We start from the raw sequence: 16,709 nt of genomic DNA on the forward strand, positions 1-16,709 counted from the left end.
GTCAGCTTAGTAGAGTCGGTTTGTGGTATTTCCGGAATGGCATAAAAACGATCGGCATATTCAACTGAGAAACCAAGTCCTTCATTATCAGGGTATACCACTTTGACATTGCTAAGGTTTGACCAGTTAAGGGTAAATACAAGCGGGTCTCGCCAGCCATTTCTATCCAGTTGGTAGATGCCTGCCAGAAAGCTTCTGTAGCCAGGTATTTCAACAATATAAGCCTGGTCTCCGGGTTTTTCTGCCAAGTAGGTCAGTCCGCTCTCCTCATCACCCCAAACATAGAATTCGTGTACCGCTTTATCACCTTCATAAAAAGTGACCTTGGTACCAGCTTCTTTCAGCTTTTCTGCAATCATCTCCTCCTGCTGTCTGGAAACCTTTCTTCTCACCCGCATCTGTTTCAGAATAGCAAACAGGACGCTCACCCTTTGAGGGTCAGCCTTGTACTCCTCCCCTATCTGCCAGCTACCGCCCGCAAAGGTCAGTTGATGTTCGCCGGAAGCCCCTGAAAATACCACCTTATCAATAGCAGCAGGGTCTTCGTATGAAAAAATATCCCTGCTTACTTTTAACTGGTCGGCTGGCCGGGTCACAAAATAGGCCGACACCGCCGAAAGTGTAAGGGCAATCAGAACAAAAATAAGTTTAATGTTTCTTTTCTTTTGCATAAGTCTAGTCGGTACCAAAACCGGTATACTTCTTTTTTCTCCAGTAGAACCTTACCACACCATAGACGATGAGCAATAAAACAGGCACAACCATATTGATGATCTGCCATTTTGTTTTTTCATTGCTTATTTTGACCTTATTTAAAGGTCTTATCTTTATTTCTTTATTCCTTGCTGTAATAATACCTTCATCATCTATAAGGTAAGCAACAGCGTTCATCAGAAAATCCTGATTGGCAAAAGTATTTTGGGCAAAGGGGTAAAAGCCCAGTGGCTGCGGTGAATTTGTTCGGGTATTTATTTCATTTCGTGCAATATCTCCGTCACTTACCACCAGCAATTTAGCTCCTGCTCCGGCATTTTCAATAAAATTAGAATCGTCAATATTTTCAGGCCTAAAACGATTTTTATATAGCGACTCAAATTTTCCTTCCAGCAGGTAGGCGGTGGGCAAATGTTGTTGATTAAACTTCTCTGCACTCATATTGGCTCTCAGATCTTGTACCGAGACATTAACTGGTGCAGAAACTACCCGAGTATATTGTGAGGTAAACATGAGTGGGATCTTTGTAACGCCGGGGGACTTGATGGTATCCATAGTACTGCCAAACCTGAGCAGAACGGCATCCATGTTCCGCGTAATAGCGTGATCGGAAAACCGGTTTATAATAGGATAAAAAGGCCAGTTTTGTAGTTTGATCTGGGGCTGATCTCCCATATTACCCACTACTACAGGGTAACCTGCAGCATTGTTATCCATGATCAGGTCGCTGTTGATCCTGATACCGTACTTAAACAGTTGGTCATCTATATTGAGGTTATAAGGAAAGGCATAGTTAAATGCTGCCGAGGCACTATCCATGTTTGCCTGCAACTTATCTAATAGCATCAACACCTTGCCGCCATTCATCAGATACTGATCCAGATGATATTTCTCGCTCTCAGAAAATGCCTTGGTCGGCTTGGCAATGATCAGTGCATCATACCCCTGTGGAGCTGCCTGAAGGTTTTCTACGCCCAGATCGTACAGATCAGCCAGGGCAGTGGCAAAGCTGGCCATTTCAAGGGAATCCAGCTCATCATGTCCTTTAACCAGTGCTATTTTCTTTCTTTCAAGACTAGTCAGCCCTCTGATAGCAGATGCCAGTTCGTACTCGATACCTTCTATGGATTGATTAAGTTTTTCTTCTGCGGTGGCCGCCTTATTCCCCTTTAACAGCATTACACCGGCTTCGGCACCTCCATAAGAAACAATGGCGCCCGGGAAGACAAGCTTCTCCACCCTGTTACCATTCTGCTCATCAATAATATTTGTAGGTTGTATACCTTTTGCCATCAATGCTCTCATAAATTCCCCTCTCGCCTTCTCACTCATGGCAGCACTCGGATCATTGAAGGTGTATTGGATGTTGTCCCCGGAATATACCCGAAATTCTTCCAAAGTTTCTCTGATAGACCGTTGCAGCCGCTTAAAACCTGCGTTGAGTTCTCCGTCAAGATACACTTCTACATAAACCACGTCATCCAGCTCACGCAGCATTTCTTTAGTTGGCTCTTTGATGGAGTACCTTCCCTCTTCGGTCAGGTCAAACCGGTGGAAATATGCAGATGCAAGTACGTTGAGCAGTACCACGGCTACCACTCCAATAAAGAAGCGAAGGAATGACTCTAATTTTCTGCTTTTCAGGTTTACCATTTTCTGCTGCTCAATATCAGTTTTGTTGATAATAACATCACGGCAATGACGCTAAGAAAATAGATCACATCGCGTGTATCGACCAGGCCTTTGCTCATGGCATCATAGTGGTAAAGAATACCGAGCTGCTCAATAAATGAAGAAAAAGAACCCCAGTCATTGATAGCCGCTATGGACTCAAAGCCGGAGTAAACTATGAAGCAAAAGAAAACCGCGATGATAAATGACACGATCTGGTTAGTACTGATGGCTGAAGAAAAAATCCCGATGGCTGTAAATACTCCACCCAGCAGGATCAGACCAATATAGGACCCCATAACCCCGGCTGTGTCAATATTCCCGACAGGATTGCCCAACTGGTAAACAGACCAGTAGTAAATAAGTGTGGGTATGATGGAAAAAACCACCAGGGCAAAGCCTGATAAGTACTTACCAAAAATAATCTCCCAATCAGTGAGTGGTTTAGTGATCAAAAGCTCAATAGTCCCTGCTTTCTTCTCTTCGGCAAACATCCGCATGGTGATCGCCGGTATTAAAAACATAAAAACATATGGCCCGAGGGAGAATAAGGTCTCCATATCCGCATAGCCGTATTCCAGTACCGATGTTTCGGGAAACACCCACATTAGCAGGCCTATACCGGTAAGGAATACACTAATGACAATATAGGCTATCAGGGAATTGAGGAAGCTGTTTAGCTCTTTCACAAACACCTGGATCATTCGCCTTCCTCCTTTCTGGTAAGCTCCTGAAACACATTTTCCATGGTTACTTCTTCCTGGTGCAGCCCAAGGAGCGTGAGGCCACTGTCCGAGGCAAACTTGAATATCGCCGGCCGGGCATCGGTGGCTGCATCAGTTTTAATAATGTATTTATTATTAGCCCCGGCTTCTACGCTTAATACTCCTTCAATAGTTTTGAGTCTGTCAGTCTCCACATTTTCCGAAAACTCTGCTGTTATAATCCTGACCTTCGTTTGTGATGTCTTTAGCTGGCCTATGGCATCATCCGCCACAATTTTACCTTTGTTGATCACCACCACGCGGTCGCATAGGGCCTGGACTTCCTGCATAATGTGGGTGGAGAATATCACTGTTTTATCACGGCTGATGTTTTTGATCAGGTTTCTGATCTCGATGATCTGGTTGGGATCAAGACCTGTTGTTGGCTCGTCCAGGATGAGCACCTTTGGGTCATGGATCAGGGCCTGCGCAAGCCCTACACGCTGCCGGTAGCCTTTAGACAGGGCTTCTATTTTCTTGTTTTGTTCGCGGGTGAGTCCGGTAAGCTGTACCATCTCGTCAACTTTGCCCTTTAGACCGGCTCCTTTTAAGCCATGGAGCTTACCTATAAACCCCAGGTATTCCCGTACATACATTTCCAGATAGAGCGGATTATGCTCGGGAAGATACCCAATTTGCTTTCTCACCTCCATAGATTGTTCAACGACATCGTACCCACTGACTTCCACCACACCTTCATCGGGCGGCAGATAGCATGTGGCGATTTTCATTGTCGTCGATTTTCCGGCACCATTAGGCCCCAGAAAACCGAGAATTTCGCCTTCTTGAACATTAAAAGAGATATTATCGATGGCCTTTTGCGTCCCGAATACCTTGGTTAAATTTTTGACCTTTATCGACATAGCGTTAGTTGAACGGCAAAACTATTAAGTTGATACAACTATGGCAACATTTTTTTAGTTGAAAGGACGTATTCATCCGTATAATAAAAACTTCATTAATTCAGGCCCATGAATTAAGTGAAGCGGCCTTTGTAATTTGTAACACGACATCAGATTCTGCTCAAGGGCAAAATTTTTGTTAAAGAACTTTGTGCTATAACCATATGTTGATAATTTTTGCATTGGTTTGAAAAAAGATGCAGATGAAGAAACTCCTGTTTTACACACTATTAATCCTTATGGGCAGCTCTGTTTATGCCCAAAAAGGTTATGATCTCAAATTCAAAATAGAAGGCCTGGCTGACACAACGGTTTACCTGGGCAACTTTTTTGGTGAAAGCACCTATGTAAAAGACACTGCCCGTGTCGGGAAAAACGGAGAGTTTGCTTTTGCAGGGAAAAAGCCTTTGGAGGAAGGTGTTTATTTTATTGTGTTGAACAAAACCAGGTTGTTTGACATCCTGATCAGTGATGACCAGCAGTTTAGCATGCAAACAAAGCACCCGGAATATGTCGCTAATATGAAGGTAAGTGGTGATGTGGAAAATGAAGTATTTTTTGCCAATCTGCTTTACAATAGCGCGCGCAATGAAGAGGCTCAGCCGTATGTAACGGTACTTAGGGATAGCACCAGTTCGGAAGCCTCCAAATCCGCTGCAAGAGCTGAACTGGAAAAACTCAACAAAAAAGTGATGGCCCATCAGGACGAACTGATCGGTAAGTACCCTGAAAGCCTGCTGACGAAGATATTTAATGCCAATAAGAAAATTGATGTACCCGAACCTCCGGTACTTGACAATGGAAAGATTGACTCTACTTTCAGCTATCGTTATTATAAAACCCATTACTGGGACAATTTTGACCTGGCCGACCCGGCCATGATCAGATTATCTGAACCTGTTTACAAAAAACGGGTCGAAGACTATCTGGACAAGCTGCTGATCCAGCATCCTGATACGCTAACCAACGCTATTAACCAGTTGGCAGATGTAACCAAAGCCAACAAGGATACCTATAAATATTTCATCTGGATGGTAACTGTAAAGTATCAGAACCCTGAAATCATGGGGCTGGACGAGGTGTTTGTAAATATTTACGACCGCTATTTTGCCTCCGGTGATATGGACTACTGGGCCAATGACCAGCTAAAGAAGAACCTTAAAGAGCGCGCTGACCAACTCAGACTGAGCTTGTTGGGTATGAAGGCTCCTAACCTTATTATGCTGGATGAAAACCTGCAGGCCAAGTCGCTGTATGACTTGAAGAATAAATACACAGTAATTTACTTCTACGACCCGGATTGTGGGCATTGCAAAAAGGAAACTCCTAAACTAAAGCAGTTTACGGATGATACTTCATTCGATGTGAGCGTGTTTGCCGTGTCAGCAGATACCTCTATGGTAAAAATGAAGAAATACATCAAAGACATGCATCTCGAACCATGGGTTACTGTAAACGGCCCCAGAACTTATACCGAGCATTACCAAAAGCTCTACGATGCCTTCACCACTCCTACCATTTATGTACTGGATGAGAAGAAAAAAATCATTGCGAAGAAGGTGCCGGCTGAAAAGTTAGAGGACTTCCTGACCCGGTATGAGAAAATGGAAGCCCTGAGAAAAGAGGAGAATTAAAAAACTTTTTGTAACTACACACGTTCAAAAAATAGGTCAACAACTTAAATAACAACACTATGTCTTTTATATCCAATCTTTTCGGCAAAAAGAAGAAAGTCTTTAAAGCCAAATGCGACATAAGCAAAGAGCCGGTAGAAAATGGCTTTGGTTATCTTCTTACAACTTCGCAGATCGTATCGTCAAAAAAATTCTGGGACAATGTAATGACTGAGCCTGAAACCATGTCATACACCATCTCTCATTTCAAAAATCAGGACGCAACTGCAACCCAGATGCGGAACATGATCTTTGAAAAATACAGTACCCAGGACAAGTCATGGATGATCTCTGATTCGTACATTCAGCTTTTTGAGGTAAACAAGGAAGAAGCACGAAAGCATGCCCGCACCTGGTGGGAAAATGAGGGGAATTACTCACTGGAAACCAGCGGCACTGCCATAGAAACCATGAATGAAGATGACTTCAAAAAAATGAAGCAGTATGCCGTAATGGAAGCAGGCAGAGAGCGGGTAGCATAAAAAATACTCATTCGTTTAAATTCATAAATGATATTATAACCGGGGCAGCTCATGCACTCCGGTTTTTTTTGATCTTCAGACCTCCAAGGTTTTTGAAAACCTTGGAGGTCTGTTCCGTGAAATAAAAATCTCACATCCACGTTCCATTGTTCATCTTATTATATTAGATTCACCCATTATAAAACAGCCTTCTTGAGCAGTACCGGTTAGGAAGCAGCTATGCTTCATTAAAGTTGCACAAGACCTAAGGCACAATCAAGCCCCATAGCTATGTTCGGAATTATCAACTTTGAAACATTTTTAATTGCAGGCATCCTACTGAACCTTACTCCCGGAGCAGACACCATGTACATCCTGGGCAGGGCCATATCCCAGGGCAAAAAGGCTGGGATTTTATCAGCACTGGGGATTTCAACCGGAGCAATCTTCCATGTGATATTTGCAACATTGGGTTTATCTATCATACTGGCCAAGTCAGCCATGGCTTTTATGATCGTGAAGTATTTAGGAGCCGCATACCTGATCTATCTTGGCGTGAAATCGCTAGGTTTTAAAACGAAAGGGCAATTAGAATTAGAAACCAAGGCTGAGCATGTGGGTAATAAACGGATATATATGTCGGGAATATTGACCAATATTTTAAACCCTAAGGTTGCCTTATTCTTCCTGGCCTTTTTGCCTCAGTTTATCGACCCCAATTACGCTCAAAGTTCTCTTTCTTTTCTCGTCCTGGGCCTTACCTTTCTATGCACCGGCACGATCTGGTGTCTGTCCCTGGCACTGTTTGCTTCCAGGCTATCGGACAGGATAAGAAGGAATTACAAAATAAAGACCTGGCTGGACAGAGTCACCGGCGGCATATTTATTATGCTGGGCATAAAGCTGGCCTTATCCGAAAAATAACAGCCATTATACTCATGTACAGACTTAACCGGTACACTCTAAAGGTTGGCCGGTATCTATATTATAAAAAACTATCTTTTAACCCCTAATTCAATCCCGGGCAACAAATGAAAAAGCAGATTTTAATATTAGCCGCAACAATTTTTTTCCTGGCATGTAATAAAACAAATACTGAAGTCACTCCTGCTGAGGTCGCTGAAAGTTCTCAAACTGATTATACCCAGTATGTTAACCCGCTAATCGGAACCAGTAAGATGGGTCACGTATTTCCGGGTGCCACCGCACCTTTTGGCATGGTACAACTTAGCCCTCAGACCAATTTTGAAGTGATGTTTAATGACAATAACGAATACAACCGCAAAACGTATGAATACTGCGCCGGCTACCAGTATCGCGATTCCACCATTATAGGTTTTGCTCATACCAACTTTAGCGGCACCGGCCACTCCGACCTGGGGGATTTCCTGGTGATGCCAACAACGGGCCCACTGATACTTGATCCTCTTGCCACCGAAAAAGGAGGAAAGGGCTTCTACTCCACTTTTAGCCATGACAAAGAAGAAGCCCGGCCTGGATATTACAAAGTGGACCTGGACAGTTACGGCATCCAGGCCGAGCTAACAGCTACGGAAAGGGTTGGCTTTCATCAATATACTTTCCCTGAATCCGAAGAAGCCCGTATCATTTTAGACCTGGTTTATAATGTTTATCATCATGACAATAAAAATGTATGGACGTTTATCAGGGTAGAAAACGATTCTTTAATAACAGGTTACCGCCAAACCAAGGGGTGGGCACGAACTAAAAAAGTCTTCTTTGCCATGCAGTTTTCCAAGCCTTTCACGAGCTACGGACATAATAAATATGATGAAATCAAATACGATGGTTTCTACAGGCGCTTTGACCAGGCTGAGAATTTCCCTGAAATGGCGGGAAAGGATATTCGCGCGTATTTCAACTTCAATACGTCAGCAGGTGAAAAGATCATGGTCAAATTTGCCCTTTCACCCGTAAGCACTGCCGGAGCAATGAAAAATTTGCAGGCTGAGGTACCTCACTGGGATTTTGATAAAGTAAAAGAAGAGACCAAGGCTAAATGGAACACTGAGCTATCCAAAATTGAAGTGAACACTTTAACGGAAGGTGATAAAATAAATTTCTACACGGCACTATATCATACCTGCCTCTCTCCTATTCTATACGAAGATGTAGACGGACAATACAGAGGGCTCGATCAGAATATTCATCAATCCGAGGGTTTCACCAACTATACTATCTTCTCCCTTTGGGATACCTACCGTGCGCTCCACCCGCTTTTCAACATCATACAGGCCGACCGCAACAACGATATGATCAAGTCCATGCTGGCGCACCACGACCAGAGTGTGCACCACATGTTGCCGATATGGAGCCACTATGCCAATGAGAACTGGTGCATGATCGGCTATCATGCTACGTCTGTAATAGCAGATGCCATGGCAAAAAATGTCGGTGACTTTGATCATGACCGGGCATTGCAGGCATCGGTAAATACGGCGAACGTTAAGTATTTCGATGGGTTGGGAGATTATATTGCTTATAAATATGTACCTGATGATAAAAGCCACTCTTCCGTATCCAAAACGCTGGAATATGCTTATAATGACTGGTGCATTGCTCAGATGGCCAGTAAAACAGGACATGGCGATGTGGAAAAGGAATTTATGGGTCGGTCAGAATACTACAAAAACGTGTATGACCACAACACCGGCTATATGCGGCCCAAGCTTGCTGATGGTACTTTCAGGAAAAACTTTGACCCGATGGATACCCACGGCCAGGGTTTCATCGAAGGCAACGCCTGGAATTATGGTCTGTATGTACCTCAAAACATTGATACCATGATCACTATGATGGGTGGCAAAGACCGCTTTACAGAGCATCTGGATTCGCTCTTCACCATGGAAATTGATGACAAGCATATAGAGAAGCATGAGGATATCACCCGCGATGGCATTATTGGCAACTATGTACATGGGAATGAACCCGGCCACCATATCCCCTACTTGTATAACTGGACGGGCCACCCTGAGAAAACACAGGCACGTGTGCGTATGATTATGAATACCATGTATGCCCCAACGGTTGAAGGCTTATGCGGAAATGATGATGCCGGACAAATGAGTGCCTGGTATATTTTCAGTAGCCTGGGTTTCTACCCGGTCACTCCCGGCTCACCTTACTATGCCTTGGGAAGCCCTCTGGTAAAAGAAGCAACTCTAAAGCTGGGTAATGGCAAAACGCTGAAAATCAAAGCTAACAATCAAAGTAAAGAAAACGTGTATGTTTCCGGGGTCACCGTGAATGGAGAAAAACTTGATGGCTCAATGCTAACCCATGAGCACATCATGAATGGTGGTGAGATTGTGTTTGAGATGACGGATAAGGCTGGAAAATGAGCTTTCGTTGACAAACAAGACTTTTGATCAAAAAGGATTCCGGAGTTACTTTTGCCTATTCATGAAGATGTATCTTATGTAAAACGGTTATACAATAATTTCATACTAGATTGGTTTATGAGTGTTTACCACAACATTCTTGAAATAAGGGAAGGTGCATCAAAGAGTGCAATTAAAAATGCATACAGAAAACTGGCAAAAAAGTATCATCCTGACATTAGCACTGAAGAGAATGCTGAGGAAATGTTTATTGAAATCTCTGAAGCCTATCAGTATCTTATGCAAGGCTTCACTCCAAAAAAGGAGACTTCTTATACAGACTTTGAAGATACAATCAAGAGCAAAGAGGAACTCCGTCGAGAAAGAGCACAACAGTATGCAAGAATGCAGTTCGAAGCTTTCAGAAAGCAGAATGATGCTTTTAAAAAGACCTGGTATTATAATCCCGTGAAGTACTTTTCATACGCTATAATCTATCTGGTGTACACCGTTTCAATTGCGCTGTTTTTATCTCCACTGTTTGCCCTGATAGTGACGGGTGACACCAGCTACGCTCTTGGGTGCATTTTATTTGTATTGATAAGTTCTCATTTTTATACATTAGCAAGAGCATTGCATAAGGGGGTAACTCCTTATTTTGAAAATTATAAATAATAGTTTTGAGCATTTATGAGTTGGAAATTAATTGATGAAAGCTGGAAAGCATTTGCACAACAAAATGGCTTAGAACTAAAAGTAACAGACTCAAACTACCTATACGGTGTAAAAACCACCTATCATTTGATATTGCCAGATCAAAAGTTAGAAATAAATAGCCAGATTGTGAAAAGCACTAGCGGATTGAACCGCTATCGCACGCAAGTGATAAAGACAATTCATTTAAAATCAGTTATTGCTTCTCTAGAAGTTTCAGACAAACGCACCTTGGGCTTCATTAAAAACAACTATAAAGACAGACAAAAGCAGGTATTACTTGCTACTCTTAGGGCTTATCGAGCAAAAAAAATAATTACTACAGATGATAATGTTCAGGTATATTTTGATTTTGCGTTTAGTACGCATTCCGACTTTGAAAATGGCATTAAGTTAACTCAGGAAATCTTGATGCATATAAAACCAGAGAAGTCTTAAACTTCGATCCAATAAATATGCAAGGTAATTCATTAGAATGCTCATCTCTCCAAAACGTTCTACCTGGAGTATATCAATCGTAAACTTCTTCAGAAATATTAAAATTACTGTAAATAATTGTTCGATAATCAAATATCTATTTTAGATTTGTGCCCGATTTGATAAAGAGTCGAAATAAAAGCGTTTACACTTTCTGCTCTTTGTGTATAAAAAGACTGAGTTACTAAAAACTATACACAAAACCATTTTTCATGACAGGCACTATTAAAAGAAAGTTATCAGTTTTATCCATTTTTGTGCTTTTGAGTACGCTTACTTCCTGCTTTGACATCATCGATGAGATCACTGTTAATGCTGACGGCTCGGGTGACATAACGCTCACGGCCAACCTGAGCAAGAGCAAAACAAAGCTTGCCTCCATCATGCTGCTTGATAGTGTCAACGGCCATAAAGTACCTGCCCGTGAAGATATCGAGCACGCTCTTAACGAAGCTGTAAATTATTTAAAGAACTCTGAGGGCATCTCCAACGTCAGCAAGAAGGCAGATTTTGACAATTATGTATTCTCCATAAGCTGCCAATTCAAGTCTGTAAATAATATTGACAACCTGCTTCAGGAAATCACCAAAAACCTGAAATTCAAGCCCTTACTGGTGTCTTACGATTTTAATGCCGTAAAAAAGACCTTCTCAAAAAATTATACGTATAAACCTGAGGCTAAAGCTGAATATGAAAAACTAAAAAATGATGACAAGAAAGTTTTTGACGATGCGTCTTACACTTCAATATTCAGATTTGAAAACGAGGTAGCAGCTTCTTCCAATACCGCCGCAAAAATATCAAAATCAAAAAAAGCTGTAATGCTGAGAGCTTCTGCGCTGGATGTAATTAACGGAAATATCAATCTTACAAACAAAATACAACTAAAATAGCAACATGAAATACTTTTTACTTATCTGTGCCTTCATCAGTTTTTCGGTAATCCAGGCACAAGACCTCAGAGATCATATTCCTGCCAATGCCTCCTTTGTAGGCAGCATCGACGGCAGCAAGCTTTTAGAGTCGGTAACTATCTCTGAGCTGGACGACTCAAAGCTGGGAAAAGAAATGCTAAAGGCCTTTTCTAAAAAAACCGAACAGGAGCTTTCTTCTATCGAAGATATTGGAATCAATACTAAGGCTATTACATACTTCTATTTTGAGCAAAATGACAGCCTTTCTTATACAGTAATGCTTGCACCCCTTAAACAATCGCAGTTCCTGGAGCAGGTATATAAAGACAAAGAAATTAAGCAAAAAGGCAACTACAAGTACACCAAAATTGACAACAGTGCATATGCTGCCTGGGACAACAACAAAATGGTTTTCGTGTTGGGTAATTATAATGCAGCTTACTTTGTTGACTACGACTTTTCATCAATTCAAGCTGAACTGGCAGAAAATGCTGAGGTAGTAGAAGCCACAGAAGAAGAGGCAACAGTAGAAACTGTAGAAGCTACTGAAGAACCAACCCAGGAGTTTACTTATGATGACCTGCCTTACCTGTACAACTATTCACTTCACCTTTACGCCAGCAATTATTATTATTTCTCCGAAGACCTGAAAGTGGCTGCCCAAAATAATAATCCTGATATATTAGAACAGTTGCAAACGCAGGTAGACCAGCTTAAAGACTATGTTGCCGAGGTGGACAGCATCAGCAATCCTGACCCTGAGAACCTGGACAGCTTTATCTCCAACCGGGTCTACTTCCTGAAGCAGGCGGTTTCCAACTTTAAGGAACAGAAAGACAGAGACCGTGCACTCAAACTCATTGAAGACGCAACTTACTCGAGCAAGTCTTTTAAAATCTACGAAAGTCAATACGACTACAGCCCGGTGACCATCCTTGATTACTACGAAGAGAAAAAAGTACTGGGGTCACGCTGGACGGAGTATGCGCTGCATCATGCCATGCTACCTGCACCAAAATCTATCCTGAGCAATAAGCAGTACAAAGCTCAGTTTGATAGCAAGGCAGTGATAAACGTTTGGAATGATCACTTCGGCAACACCATGTCACAAATATACTCTGGCATGTATACCGCTTTTAAAGGATATCCTAAAAGTGTAGACGAAATGATGGGCGGCTATGGCGAATTATCTGCTAATCTTTACCTGGAAGGACAGCAGGCACGCATTAGTATGGACATGGGTTTGAGTGGCGACTTCGCCGATATATATGAGCGAATGGGTGACCAAAAGATCAACTCAAAATTCTTTAAATATCTTAACGAAGATAAATTTTTAGGATATATCAGCTACAATGTAAACATCAAGAATACGCTTGAGGAGTATCCTAAACTCATGACCAGCACTTACGGCCCACTACTTGAGGGCAAAATGCAGGATGAAATAGCTATTGGTGTTGATCTTTTTTCATTGCTTCTCGATGAAGAAGCCGTAGCTGAACTCATTAAAGGAGATGCCATACTGGCTTTCACAGGTATTAACGAAAAGGAAATAACGTATACTGATTATGAGTATGATGAAGATTACAATTACACGGCTGTAGAAAAAACAAAAAAGGAAAAGCTTCCTGATTTCGTTTTTATGGCATCTACCAAAGAAATTGATCTTACTAATAAGCTTATAAACTACCTGGTTAAGAAAGAAATGGCCGTAGCTGAAAATGGTTATTACAAGATACTCCATAAGGAACGTGACCTGCCATTAGACCTGTACTTTGCTATCAAAAACGATATCTTTTTCCTCAGCACATCTGCTCAGGACATGGGAGACATTGTAAATGACAGGTATACTGCCAAACTATCCGGTAAGCATAAAAAAATGATCAAACAGGGTAATTTTTCAGCCTTCTTCAATGGAAAAAAATTCGGAAAAGATTTTCCGCTTGATACTAATCTGCCTAATATGGAGTTTGTTAAGTATGCTTTGGAAAATGCATCGGATTTTTACTTGAAATCATCTAAGATTAAAAATAAAAAGATGCACAGTGAGTTGGTTATGAAAGTACCTGCCAACCATAAAAACACGATATCCTACTTTTTAAATTTTATTGAACACGCAAAAGATTAATGAGCAGATCAGGTTTTTTAAAATTTACAATGAGAGCAGCAGTAGTGGTACTACTGCTGCTCTTCGTTTTTTATGGCTTTTTAAAGTACCGTCAGTATGACTCCTATCACGGTATGATCCACGAAGAAGCTGATCTGATCATTAAGGTCAACAGCGATCAGTTGATCAGGAAAATAGCCTTAAACACCCTTGCCAATCCTTCCTATTATTTTAAACCTTCGGAAGAAGACAGTGTGTCTGCCGATGAAGATGAGGACAGCGGCAGAGGGTTTACGCTACCGGCAAACCTTTTCGCGTACACCCTCAAAGGCGACTTAAAAACTTTTTACACTACTTTAAAAGTAAACGACTCATCAGCCCTGAAATCATATATTCAAAAAAACCTGGATATCACCAGCTTTACAACTTCTGAAAAATATAGCTATGCGGCTTCTGACGACAGGAAGGTACAAATTGCGTTTGACCACCAGAGGATAGTCCTTGCTTACACATTCAACAGTAAGGACGTACAAACTACGCTGGAGGAGATCCTTTTTCAAAACAAAACCATAGATACCGGCAGCGAAACCATTACCGCGCTAAAAGATGCTGATGGCGATGCCGTAATTATGCAAGGTCAAAACATCACCAATGTAGATTTTGACAATGGCACGGTGACTTTGTCAGGACTACTGAACCTTACACCGCAAATCGAGCTCCCATCAACCTCGTCTTTGGCAAAACCGGATACCAGCTCTTCGATCCATGTTAGCCTGGCCGGCTATGTGCCCGTGCAATACCTGAAAAAGTATGAGATCAACAATATCACTATTCCTTTAGACAGTCTGGCAAAAGATTATGAAGGCTACCTCGACCTTCGAATAGCAGGAACAGCGACTCAATATGACACCATCATCACTTATGACTATAATGATGATTTCGAAAAAGTGGAAGTTAAAACTTTGAATGAAAGCCAGGTGCCGGGAGTAAAAGTACTGGTCAGAGGAAAAGCCAGCCACATGATGGAAGTACTGAAACAAAACCAGGTTGTGCTCAATAATAAGCTTAACCGAACTGTCTTCCCGCTACTGGACATGAATATCAAGGCAAAGGGAGCGTCTGAATTAGTATTCACTAACATCGATGATAAATTTGAAGCTGAATCAGCCGGTTCATCGGACCTTTTTATGCTCTACGCTAATTTTCAACGTATGGCTTCGGAAAAACCTTTGCCCGTGAAAAGCGAATATCTGAAAAACCTCAGAACTTTAAGCATTAATGCATCAAAGGCAGGTGAAGCAGTTAATATCAAAGGACAACTGTTGCTCCAAAATAAAAATATTAATGCTTTGATGCAGTTGATCAAAAATCAATAACCTTACGAAACTTTAACCAAGCTGCTTTTAAGGTTATGATAAATTATCTCAATTCTTTTAACCTGCTCTCTGATAACGAACTCGGTCAGATTAGCCCACACCTGACCGTGAGAGTATTGAAAAAAGGAGAGTATTTTATAAAAGAGGGCAGAATATGCAGTGAAATTGCATTTGTAAAAAGTGGCATTCTACGATCCTTCTACACCAAAGATAACGGTGAAGAAATTACCTACTGCATAACTTTTGAAAACAACCTCTCCACCGCATACTCCTCATACATTACCGGGCAAAAATCCCCTGAAAGTATACAAGCCTTAACCCGCACGGATCTCCTGATCCTGAAAAAGGAGGACATTGAGAGAATGTCTGAAAATAGCCTGAACTGGATGAAATTATTAAGACACCTGGCAGAGCAACAGTATGTAGAGATGGAGAGAAGGATATTTTCTTACCAGAAAGAAAAGGCCAATGAAAGGTATATAGAGTTGCTCAATGAGCATCCTGATTATATCCGGCACATACCACTGCAATACCTGGCCTCATACCTTGGTATTACACCACGTCATTTAAGCCGAATTCGTAAAGAGTTGAGTTTATAGACATTTGTCCTGAACGAAGAAATATCCCTTCCATACTTTTGCTCCAACCAATAAAAAGGACAATAAGAATGAAAAACATACTGATTATCAACGGACATCCGGACAAGGAGAGCTTCAACACAGCGTTGGCCGAAGCATATAAAAATGGCGCGCTTGATTCGTCTGCCAATGTTGCTGAAATAATCATATCAGAGCTGGACTTCAACCCTAACCTGCAGTATGGTTACCGGAAAAGAATGGAGCTTGAGCCTGACCTCATTGACGCCTGGCAGAAGATAAAAGATGCCGATCACCTCGTCTGGGTACACCCGGTGTGGTGGGGCGGGATGCCAGCCATAGCCAAGGGGTTCATTGACCGGCTATTCCTGCCGGGAATGGCCTATCAGCCCAAGCCAAACTCCGTGTGGTGGGATAAATTACTAAAAGGTAAAACTGCCCGGATCATTACCACCATGGATCAGCCCGGTTGGTACTATTGGTTGGTCTATGGTCGTCCCAGCATCAATATGTTGAAGAAAAGTACTTTGGAATATTGTGGTGTAAAGCCAGTGGCTGTGTCCTCTTTTGGTATTATCAAAACTTCAGATCAGACTCAGCGAGACAAATGGCTAAAGCAGGTATATCAACTGGGAGTTAAGTTAAAATGAATTGCTCAACCCATTAGGACAAATTGGGATGTGTTTATTAAACATCCCTTTTTGAAGGCATACAGCGCCTGAACCTACCTCTGTTGCTGTCCCCTGACAGTAACATTTCTCACTTCACAAGGGTCGTTCCTCGCGAATGCACAACTCCAACTAGTCATTACCCTTAATGGGTTGTCAATGTTATTAAGATAAGGCCACACTTCAAGTGCCTGCTTGTTTGGACCCTACAGGATAATCTGGTCTAAATGGCTATTTCTACAAATATTTTATCCCTACGGGACTATCGCGGCAAAAGGATTCGCAATTAATTTTAATGACAAAGCAGCCTAATGTCCTGTAAGGACATAATATT

Annotated in this window: 15 protein-coding genes; 11 read left to right on the forward strand and 4 right to left on the reverse strand. The window is 41.8% G+C overall.

All coding sequences use genetic code 11. The annotated features are described in order from the left end of the window. The 4 genes from E1163_RS23515 to gldA all read right to left on the reverse strand — a co-directional run. Positions 1-671: DUF4340 domain-containing protein (locus E1163_RS23515; RefSeq protein WP_155174947.1), on the reverse strand; the 671-nt coding region annotated here is incomplete at its 3' end. Between the two features lie 4 nt (positions 672-675). Beyond that, positions 676-2,367, reverse strand: coding sequence for a gliding motility-associated ABC transporter substrate-binding protein GldG (gene gldG / locus E1163_RS23520; protein WP_155174949.1), 1,692 nt, complete (start codon positions 2,365-2,367; stop codon positions 676-678). After that, on the reverse strand, positions 2,361-3,089 hold the full coding sequence (gldF, locus tag E1163_RS23525; protein ID WP_155174951.1) for a gliding motility-associated ABC transporter permease subunit GldF: 729 nt from the start codon (positions 3,087-3,089) through the stop codon (positions 2,361-2,363). The genes gldG and gldF overlap by 7 nt, the downstream gene beginning before the upstream one ends. Next, positions 3,086-4,012, reverse strand: a complete 927-nt coding sequence (gene gldA, locus E1163_RS23530) for a gliding motility-associated ABC transporter ATP-binding subunit GldA (protein WP_155174954.1) — start codon at positions 4,010-4,012, stop codon at positions 3,086-3,088. Before gldA ends, gldF begins: the two co-directional genes overlap by 4 nt. Before the next feature lie 242 nt (positions 4,013-4,254). Between gldA and E1163_RS23535 the strand changes: the two genes are divergently transcribed. The 11 genes from E1163_RS23535 to E1163_RS23585 all read left to right on the forward strand — a co-directional run bounded on the left by E1163_RS23535 (position 4,255) and on the right by E1163_RS23585 (position 16,357). Next, positions 4,255-5,685, forward strand: a complete 1,431-nt coding sequence (locus tag E1163_RS23535; protein WP_185156189.1) for a redoxin domain-containing protein — start codon at positions 4,255-4,257, stop codon at positions 5,683-5,685. 59 nt (positions 5,686-5,744) lie between these two features. After that, on the forward strand, positions 5,745-6,206 hold the full coding sequence (locus E1163_RS23540) for a hypothetical protein (RefSeq protein ID WP_155174958.1): 462 nt from the start codon (positions 5,745-5,747) through the stop codon (positions 6,204-6,206). A 270-nt stretch (positions 6,207-6,476) separates the two neighbouring features. After that, entirely contained in the window at positions 6,477-7,109 is a 633-nt protein-coding gene (locus E1163_RS23545) for a LysE family translocator (protein ID WP_155174959.1), read from the forward strand. 107 nt (positions 7,110-7,216) lie between these two features. Next, positions 7,217-9,547, forward strand: a complete 2,331-nt coding sequence (locus tag E1163_RS23550; RefSeq protein ID WP_155174960.1) for a GH92 family glycosyl hydrolase — start codon at positions 7,217-7,219, stop codon at positions 9,545-9,547. Between the two features lie 117 nt (positions 9,548-9,664). After that, positions 9,665-10,201, forward strand: coding sequence for a DnaJ domain-containing protein (locus tag E1163_RS31720; protein ID WP_155174961.1), 537 nt, complete (start codon positions 9,665-9,667; stop codon positions 10,199-10,201). Positions 10,202-10,216: 15 nt separating this feature from the next. Beyond that, complete coding sequence (locus E1163_RS23560) at positions 10,217-10,678, forward strand: hypothetical protein (RefSeq protein ID WP_155174962.1); 462 nt, start codon at positions 10,217-10,219, stop codon at positions 10,676-10,678. Between the two features lie 251 nt (positions 10,679-10,929). Then, positions 10,930-11,610, forward strand: a complete 681-nt coding sequence (locus tag E1163_RS23565) for a hypothetical protein (protein WP_221418071.1) — start codon at positions 10,930-10,932, stop codon at positions 11,608-11,610. A 4-nt stretch (positions 11,611-11,614) separates the two neighbouring features. Further along, positions 11,615-13,756, forward strand: coding sequence for a DUF4836 family protein (locus E1163_RS23570; protein WP_155174963.1), 2,142 nt, complete (start codon positions 11,615-11,617; stop codon positions 13,754-13,756). A gap of 29 nt (positions 13,757-13,785) precedes the next feature. Beyond that, entirely contained in the window at positions 13,786-15,111 is a 1,326-nt protein-coding gene (locus E1163_RS23575; RefSeq protein ID WP_155174964.1) for a hypothetical protein, read from the forward strand. 35 nt (positions 15,112-15,146) lie between these two features. Continuing rightward, positions 15,147-15,710, forward strand: coding sequence for a Crp/Fnr family transcriptional regulator (locus E1163_RS23580; protein ID WP_155174966.1), 564 nt, complete (start codon positions 15,147-15,149; stop codon positions 15,708-15,710). A 68-nt stretch (positions 15,711-15,778) separates the two neighbouring features. Continuing rightward, positions 15,779-16,357, forward strand: a complete 579-nt coding sequence (locus E1163_RS23585) for an NAD(P)H-dependent oxidoreductase (protein WP_155174968.1) — start codon at positions 15,779-15,781, stop codon at positions 16,355-16,357. Positions 16,358-16,709 lie beyond the last annotated feature (352 nt).

Source organism: Fulvivirga kasyanovii (assembly GCF_009711405.1).
GTDB classification, from domain to species: domain Bacteria; phylum Bacteroidota; class Bacteroidia; order Cytophagales; family Cyclobacteriaceae; genus Fulvivirga; species Fulvivirga kasyanovii.